The organism is Leucobacter soli, from assembly GCF_042659205.1.
Taxonomy (GTDB): Bacteria; Actinomycetota; Actinomycetes; order Actinomycetales; family Microbacteriaceae; genus Leucobacter; species Leucobacter soli.
In genome coordinates this window covers 1-8,197 of the sequence record NZ_JBHSRW010000104.1, presented here as the reverse complement: position 1 = coordinate 8,197, position 8,197 = coordinate 1, and the positions used below count along the sequence as shown (strand labels likewise).

The 8,197-nt window shown below is 69.8% G+C and carries 7 protein-coding genes and 1 pseudogene; 1 reads left to right on the top strand and 7 read right to left on the bottom strand.

What is annotated here, in order from left to right:
- Positions 1-72: 72 nt before the first annotated feature.
- The 5 genes from ACFPZL_RS07890 to ACFPZL_RS07870 form a co-directional block, all read right to left on the bottom strand.
- Positions 73-246, bottom strand: a complete 174-nt coding sequence (locus tag ACFPZL_RS07890) for a hypothetical protein (RefSeq protein ID WP_218115780.1) — start codon at positions 244-246, stop codon at positions 73-75.
- A 451-nt stretch (positions 247-697) separates the two neighbouring features.
- Positions 698-1,195 (bottom strand): aromatic ring-opening dioxygenase LigA, encoded by a 498-nt coding sequence (locus ACFPZL_RS07885; protein WP_218115782.1) that lies wholly within the window; start codon positions 1,193-1,195, stop codon positions 698-700.
- 60 nt (positions 1,196-1,255) lie between these two features.
- Positions 1,256-2,635 (bottom strand): FAD-dependent oxidoreductase, encoded by a 1,380-nt coding sequence (locus ACFPZL_RS07880; RefSeq protein WP_218115785.1) that lies wholly within the window; start codon positions 2,633-2,635, stop codon positions 1,256-1,258.
- An 11-nt stretch (positions 2,636-2,646) separates the two neighbouring features.
- Entirely contained in the window at positions 2,647-3,705 is a 1,059-nt protein-coding gene (locus ACFPZL_RS07875; protein ID WP_382335041.1) for a polyprenyl synthetase family protein, read from the bottom strand.
- The gene (locus ACFPZL_RS07870) at positions 3,702-4,928 is read right to left on the bottom strand and encodes a class I SAM-dependent methyltransferase (RefSeq protein ID WP_236022075.1); all 1,227 of its coding nucleotides are present in this window, start codon (positions 4,926-4,928) and stop codon (positions 3,702-3,704) included. Before ACFPZL_RS07870 ends, ACFPZL_RS07875 begins: the two co-directional genes overlap by 4 nt.
- 186 nt (positions 4,929-5,114) lie before the next feature.
- On the opposite strand from ACFPZL_RS07870, the gene ACFPZL_RS07865 reads away from it, so the two are divergent.
- Entirely contained in the window at positions 5,115-6,542 is a 1,428-nt protein-coding gene (locus tag ACFPZL_RS07865) for an isochorismate synthase (protein ID WP_236022076.1), read from the top strand.
- A 424-nt stretch (positions 6,543-6,966) separates the two neighbouring features.
- Here the strand turns inward: ACFPZL_RS07865 and ACFPZL_RS07860 are convergent, their stop codons facing one another.
- Together ACFPZL_RS07860 and ACFPZL_RS07855 are read right to left on the bottom strand one after the other, a co-directional pair.
- Positions 6,967-7,095 (bottom strand): hypothetical protein, encoded by a 129-nt coding sequence (locus ACFPZL_RS07860; RefSeq protein ID WP_268912067.1) that lies wholly within the window; start codon positions 7,093-7,095, stop codon positions 6,967-6,969.
- 64 nt (positions 7,096-7,159) lie between these two features.
- A pseudogene (locus ACFPZL_RS07855) lies at positions 7,160-8,197 on the bottom strand (2-succinyl-5-enolpyruvyl-6-hydroxy-3-cyclohexene-1-carboxylic-acid synthase); the annotation flags it as partial.

The window sequence follows — 8,197 nt, the reverse complement described above, 5'->3', positions numbered from 1 at the left end:
CGCGATCGTGTACCGGGCCGCGGTCGTCCTGAACGGAGTGATCGCCTGGCTCAACTATTTAACAGACACACCCTAGTCGACGCCCGCGGCCTCGGCGCGGCTGACGAGCGACTGCCAGTAGCTCGCCCGGAACAGCTCGTCCGGCCTCGCTCCGGGCTCGCGCCAAGCGGCCGGGTGCCAGCCGGCGCCGTCCAGTGCCACGCCGACGGTGAAGGACGCAACATCACTCTGCGTTATGGGAGACATGCCGGTAGTTTATGTATAACGCATGCGCCCATCACTTCATGTGACGAAGCGTGACGCAGCCCGACACGCACTCGCACATTGATATCGGAGCGCCTCCCCCGACACATCAATGAGTCAGCGAGTACGCACGCGCTCTGGCTCTCGCGGCCGACTCCGACGAATCCCACCAGCCGGGCCGCCCCCGACGACGATCCTCTTCACCACCGCTTCGAAGCCGGTCGCCGTCTCTACGGACCCGAACTCTTCACCTAGGTCATGGTGCGAGGAAACCAGCGTACAAGTGGAGTTCTCCACTTCAACGAAGTGGATTTTCCCACTTATCGAAGTATGGATCTATCCACCTGACTCACTGAGCGGGCGCTCGCCATTCGCTTCCAGCAGGAAGCAGATTACGAGCGGCGTGCCCGAGGCGACGGCCAGCCGCCAGCTCGCCGATCACCCCATCGGCGAGCTAACGCGCACGCCGCAGCTGAGATCCCGCCGCAGCCAGCATCACTCCGAGGCCGGCCGCAAAAGCAGCAACCCCATAGGCGAGCACCGAGGTCATGAGCGAGGTTCGCAATGCCGCCGCAGCCGAGAGCGTCTCACTCTGCTGCTTCAATCGCTGCTCCTCGTCGCTGCCCTTCTCGACCTTACGCAGTGCGTCGCTCACGTCCGAGAAAGTCCGCCCTCCCGCGATCCGCTCGGCGTTGCCCTTGATCGCTTCCGACTGCGCGAACGCTGTCATCGGATCCTGTACGCGCTTGCCGGGGAGGAAGGGCGCGTGATCGGGCACGGTGATGTTCTCGTCGCGCAACTGCCTCGTGACCACACCCCACGCACTCGCTCCCGCCGCAACGAGAATCGATCCCGCAGCGATGGCAAGACCGCCGACTCGACGAAACTCAGGGGCAGAATACGACCGATTCATCGCGAGTCCTTCACTTTCGACAACGGGCAGCGGCGTCACGAGCCGCAGTTTACCGCCTCGTAATTCCGGTCAACCCGAGACGGCGCCCACGCATCGCGGCTACTCTCCGCGCGAGATCCGCGTCATCTCGTCGCGCGGCACGACCTTGACGCGCGTGCGCCCCTCGGCCTCGCCGAGGCCGAGCTCGTGCTCGTCGAGACGCTGCCACCCCTCGACCGTCGTGTAGGGCACCTCGCGAGCCGAGAGCAGCGCCGGTATCGCCGCGGGATCCGACTCGGCCGGGCTCCACCAGGAGTCGCGATCCTCCAGCAGGCACTCGAGCGTCTCCATGGCATCGCTCTTCGTGTGCCCGATGAGGCCGACCGGGCCGCGCTTGATCCAGCCGGTCGCGTAGACGCCCGGTACCGGCTCGCCGTGGGCGTCGTGCACACGGCCCTGCACGTTCGGGATCACGCCCCGACGATCGTCGAACGGGATCTCGTCGAGCGGCGACCCGAAGTAGCCGACGGCACGATAGAGCGACTGCAGCGGGACCACCTCGAACTCGCCGGTATCGACCACGCCTCCCTCGCCGTCGGGCGCGGTGCGCTCCACCTTCAGGCCCGCGACCCGGCCGGCGTCGTCCGTGACGACCTCGACCGGCTTCGACCAGAAGTGCAGGTGCAGGCGGCGCGACGCCGGCTCCGTCTCGCCCGCCTCCCGCGCGCGCTGATCCTCGCGCCACTTGTTCATGATCCGCGAGATCACGACGATCTGCTTGTTCTTCATCAGCGTCTCGTCGACGTACGGATCGTCGAGATCGAAGTCGCGCTCATCGATCACCATGTCGACGTCGCGCACCTCGCCCAGCTCGCGCAGCTCGAGCGGCGTGAACTTCACGTAGGCGGGGCCGCGGCGGCCGAAGAGGTGCAGCTCCTGGATGGGGTTCGCCTTGAGCCCCTCGTACACGTTGGCGGGGATCTCGGTAGGGAGCAGGTCGTCCGCGTGCTTGATCAGCATGCGGGAGATATCGAGGCCCACGTTGCCGTTGCCGACCACGCCGACCTGCTCCGCCTCGAGCGGCCAGGTGCGAGGCACGTCGGGATGCCCGTCGAACCAACTGACGAAGTCCGCGGCGCCGTACGATCCCTCGGCATCGATCCCCGGGATGTCCAGCGAGGCGTCGCGGATCGCGCCCGTGGCGAAGATCACCGCGTGGTAATGGCGCTTGAGGTCGTCGAGCGAGAGATCCTGGCCGTAGCGGACGTTGCCGAAATACCTGATGTCGCCCCGGTCGAGCACCTCGCGCAGCGCGGTGATGATGCCCTTGATCCGCGGATGGTCGGGTGAGACGCCGTAGCGCACCAGTCCGTAGGGGGCCGGCAGCTGCTCGAAGAGGTCGATCTCGACCTCGAAGTCCCGTTCCGCCTTGATCAGCAGGTCGGCCGCGTAGATCCCGGCCGGGCCGGCTCCGACGATCGCCAGTCGCATCTTCTCCATACCGCTCCGGGTCATCCTTCCCTCGACACAATCGATTCGGCCATGCGTTCCAGACCGCGCCGCACCTGCGAGGCCGGCAGCGCCGCCAGCGCGGACACCGCTTCGGCCGCCCAGCGCCGGGGCTCCGCCTCGGTCTCGTCGGTGACCTCATGGGCGCGGAGGGCCTCCACCTCGGGATCGAGGATCGCAGGATCCTCCCCCTCCGCGATCCGCGCCACGCCCTCGGCGATCCGCTCGCACAGCTCCGCGGCCGCGAGGTCGCCCGACCTCGACCGATCCTGCAGCAGCAGCAGCGGCATCGTCACGACCCCGGCGCGCAGGTCGGTGCCGGCCCGCTTGCCGGTCTGCTCCGCCTTCGGCGAGAGGTCGATCACGTCGTCGATCAGCTGGAAGGCCACGCCGATCCGCTCACCGTACTCCGTCACGGCATCGGCGTACTCCCGCGGCGCATCCGAGAAGATCACGCCCATGCGCGCGGCTGTAGAGATCAGCGCGCCCGTCTTGTCGGCGAGCACCTGCAGGTAGTGCTGCATGGGATCCTCACCCGGCCGAGGGCCGACGGTCTCATGCAGCTGCCCGAGGCAGAGGCGCTCGAAGGTCTGCGCCTGCAGCAGGATCGCCTCCTCGCCCATGCCCGAGACGAGCGTCGATGCGCGCGCGAAGAGCAGATCCCCGGCGAGGATCGCGACCGAGTTCGACCACACCGTCTGCGCGGCGGGCACCCCGCGGCGCAGACGCGCATCGTCCATGACGTCGTCGTGGTAGAGGGAGGCGAGGTGCGTGATCTCGACCGCCTGCGCGGCGCGGCGCACCGTCTCGTTCGGGCCGTTGCCGAGCTCGCTCGTGAGAAGCGTGAGCATGGGCCGGATCCGCTTCCCTCCGGCCTCGGCGAGATAGCGGGCCGGCGCGTCCGCGACGTCGGAGGCGAAGCGCAGATGCTCGAGCAGGCCCTGCTCGATGAGCGCGAGCTGCTCCTGCATGCGCTTCGCGGCCCGACGGTCGGAGACGCCCTGGAACAGACGCATCGGCAGCGCCTGGGTCGCGGTGTCCGCAGTGATGGGATCGGTCATTCGGCACCGCCCGAGGGCTTCGCCTTGTCCGGGCCGCCGGCGGCCGGCTTCGCGGCGGCGGGCTTCTTCGCGGCGGTCGCAGGCTTCTTGGCGGCGGTCGCCGGCTTCTTCGCAGAGCTACCGGCGGGCTTGGCAGAGGCGGCCGGCTTCTCCGCAGGGGCGCCGGTGGCCTTGGCCGCGGCAGGCGTCTTCGCCGCAGTGGAGGCGGTGGAGGCGGCCTTGGTCGATGCGGCAGCAGGCTTCTTCGTCGAGGCGGATCCCTTCGCGGCTGCCGCTCCCTTCGCAGCCGTCGTGCCTGCCGTCGGCTTCTTCGCGGGCGCCGGCTTCTTCGCGGCCGACGTGCGCGCTGCGGGTTTCTTCGCAGCCGCAGACTCTTTCGCAGCCGCAGGCTTTTTCGCAGCCGCAGGCTTCTTCGCGGACGCGGCTTTCTTAGCGGGAACGGATTTCGTCTCGCCGGCCTCAGGCGTCGCGGCTGCCGCTGCCGTTGCCGCTGCCGACACCGTCGCCTTCGACGCACGCGGCACGAAGCCCCGGTGCAGCGCGACGATGCCGAAGGTCAGGTTGCGGTAGGCGACCCGTTCGAGCCCGGCCTCGCGCAGCCAGGCCGCGAGCTCCTCCTGCGACGGCCACTGCTCGATCGACTCGTTCAGGTAGCGGTACGCCTCCGAGGCCTCGCGATTGATCAGTCCGGCGACGCGCGGCAGCACATAGCGGCCGTAGAGGCCGTAGGGCACCCGCACGGCCGACGACGGCGGAGTCGAGAACTCGGCGATCACCACGCGGCCGCCGGGCTTGACCACGCGACGCATCTCCGCGATCGCCCGCTTCGGGTCGCTCACGTTCCGGAGCCCGTACGAGATGGTGGCGGCGTCGAAGCTGTCGTCCTCGAACGGCAGGTCCATCGCATCGGCCCAGACGAATTCGAGGAGGTCGTTGCCGGCATGGCGGCGACGACCCTCGGCGAGCATGCCCTCCGAGAAATCCGCGGCGACCACCCGTGCACCATGCGCCGCGAGCGCGGCAGCAGATGTTCCCGTGCCGGCCGCCAGGTCGAGGATCCGCATGCCCTTGCGCGGTGCGACCGCCTTCGTCGTGGCGATCCGCCACAGCCGGTCGTTGCCGACGGTGAGCACGTCGTTGATCAGGTCGTATCGGGGTGAGACCTCATCGAACATGGTCGAGACGTCGGTCGCCAGCTTGGTGGCGGTGTCTGGGCGAGTCACGCCCTCCATGCTAGTGTCCTGCGCCTGAAGTTGCTTCGCACGAGATTCCGGGGCAGAGACGAGCGCTCCAGTGGATGCGTCGCGAGGCGGAAGAGCGAGGCGATGCCGAAGCATCATCGCGCGACGGGCGCATTGCCGCGCCCAACCCTGAGGGAGGCTTCGAGCGGCACCGAGTAGATTGTGAGGGTGAAGAGCGGATCGGGTGCCCCCGGCGCAGCACCGGATGCGGTGCTGTACGCGGTGACCCGACCGCTGGCGCAGGTCCCGTCGCTCGACGATCTGATCGGGCAAGCGGATCCGCGCCACCCCCTCGTGTGGACGCGCGGAGATCGCGGCTGCGTCGGCGTCGGAGAGGCACTGCGTCTGCATTTCTCCGGGCCGAGCCGCTTCGCGGATGCCGCCGAGGCGTGGCGCGCGATCTCGGCGCGCGCCGTGATCGACGACCCGGTGCGGATGCCGGGCTCCGGCCTGGTCGCCTTCGGCTCGTTCGCGTTCGCCGACGAGGCCGCTGGCGTCGACGCACCCGGCGCCCGCACCGACCGCGATGGCGAGGCCGAGGGGACCGTGAGCGCGCTCATCGTGCCGCGCATCCTGATCGCCCGGCACCGCGGGACGGCGTGGATCACCGAGATCGGCTTCGCACCGTTCGAGCACGCGCCTGTACTGCCCTCACCCGCTGCGCCTGGCGCCTGGGCCGGCGCGGAACTGCCGATCGACGATGCCGACCCGTCCTACCTCGCGGGGGTGCGCGAGGCGACGTCGCGGATCGACCGGGGCGAAGCCGAAAAGATCGTGCTGGCCCGCCAGGTGCGCGGCAGCATCCCGGCGAGCGACGACCTTCGCGTACCGCTGCTCCGATTGGCCGGCAGATACGACGACTGCTGGACGTATGCCGTCGACGGCATGATCGGGGCCAGCCCCGAGACGCTGATCCGGCGGACCGACGGCGCCATCTCGGGTCGCGTGCTCGCCGGCACCCGCGGGCGGAAGCCCGAGGATCCCGCGGCCGACGCCCGCGCACGCGATGACCTCCTGACGAGCGCGAAGGAGCAGCACGAGCACGCCTTCGCGGTGCAGAGCGTGATCACGGCGCTCTCCCCCCACGTTCGCGAACTCCACACCAGCGAGGAGCCCTTCGCTCTCCGCCTGCCGAATGTCTGGCATCTCGCCACCGAGTTGGGGGCGGTGCCCGGGGACCAGGGATCCTCCCTCGAACTCGCTGCGGCCCTGCATCCGACAGCGGCGGTCGCCGGCACGCCGACCGCCGCGGCCGTCGAGGCGATCGCCGAGCTCGAGCCCGCAGGCCGGGGGCGGTACGCCGGGCCGGTCGGCTGGATCGACGCGGCCGGTGAAGGGGAATGGGTGATCGCGCTGCGCTGCGCCGAGGTCGGGCCGGGGCTCGATCGGCCCGCAGGCGACGGCCCCGATCGCTCGGGAGCCGATCCCGACGCACCCGCGCACGCGTCCGCCGACGAGGACGCCGTAGATACCGCCACCGCACGCACCGTCACCGCATATGCCGGTGGCGGCATCGTCGCTGGGAGCGACCCAGCGCACGAGTTCGGCGAGACCGTGTCGAAGTTCGCACCGATCGCCGAGGCCTTCGCCCCCTGAGCTTCCGTGCGCGGACGCGCAGTCTCGCGGTCTCGCTCTGTCGCGTGGCCGCACTGTCGCCTACTGGCACAGTCGCGTAGTCGCGCAGTCGCGTAGTCGTGCGGTATCGCTGATTCCGTCTGCGCAGTCGCTCCGAGCGTCACCCTGCGCGGTCGTGCTCACTCGGGCCTGCTCCCGCCCCGGCTTCACCCCACTTCTGGCTGAGATCGCAGTTCCGGCTGACCTTTTGCGCACCTGGCATCAGCCAGAACTGCGATCTCCTCCCGAACTGCTGGAGAAAGGGAAGAAAGAGAGAAGAACGAAGAGGTGAGAGGTGAGAGGTGAGAGGTGAGAGGTGAGAGACGAGAGGTGAGAGGTGAGAGACGAGAAGTGAGAGATGAGAGGCGAAGGGCGAGGTGTGTAAGAGGAGAGAGAGCAACACACTTCAGACCGCGCTCAGTGCCCGGACAAGGCTCAGCACCCAGACCGGTCTCGGCACCCGGACCAGACTCAGCGCTCCGACGAGCACCAGCACCCAGACCAGCAGACTCAGCACCCAGACCAGGCTCGACACTCGGACAGGCCCGGCATCCAGACCGGTCTCGGCACCCGGACCAGCCCCGGCGCCCCGGCGAGTCTCAGCGCGCGAGCGGGACTTCGATGAGCGCGGGGCCCGTGACCGGCGCCGTGAGCAGACGGTCGAGCGCGCCGCGGTCCTCGATCCGCTCGTAGGCCCAGCCGTAGGCCTCGGCCAACGCGCGCAGATCGGCGCGCTGCGGCGTGTACATGACCCGCTCGAAATCCTGCGCGCCCGCCGTGCCGGCCGCTTCGAGTCCGTCGAAGATCGTGCCGCCCCCGTCGTTGCCGACGAAGACCTGCACGCGCGGGAGCGGTTCGATCTGCTCCCCGGAGGCGTCGACCGCGGAGGGGAGCAGCAGGGATCCGGCGTCGTGCAGCAGGGCGAGGTCGCCGAGCAGCACACGCGTGGTACCCGCTGCCTGCGCGGGGCTGTCGCTCGCCTGACTCGCGACGGCGATGCCCAGCGCGGTCGCGACGGTGCCGTCGATGCCGGCGAGCCCGCGATTCGCGTGCACCGGGATGCTGCGCGGCGGCGCCATGCGGTTCATCACTCGGATCAGTCGGGAGGCGGCGAGCACGAGCCGGTCGTGCGGCCAGGTCGCGAGCCAGAGCGCCTCGCACAGGTGCTCGCGGGTCACGGACTCGCGCAGCACGGCGACCTCTGCCCGCGCATAGGCGCTGCGATCCTTGTAGCCGGTGGCGCGTGCCGCCTCGAGATCCGGCGCGTGCACCGTCGTCCGGGCCGCGCGCAGTTCGCGATCCCGTATCACCCAAGCTCCGAGCCAGGGCTTCACCGCCGCCGGGTCGTAGCCCTCGGCAACGGCGGCGGAGAGCGCGAACGCGCCGACCGAACGCCCGGGGTTGAACCGCTCCGCGCCAGCGGGCGGCCCGTCCGGCCCAGCCGAGTCGACGACCACCGTCTCCACCCCTTCACGCCGCACCAGCGCCGGCACGGCACGGGTCAGCGTCGGACTCCCGAACACGATCACGCGCTCGATCTCGGCTGCGAGGCCGGGGTCGGCCAGCAGCTCCTCCCAGTGCTGGATCGCCTCGCGGCCGAAGCGAGCGCCGCTCGAGGGCTCGGCCAGCAGCGGCAG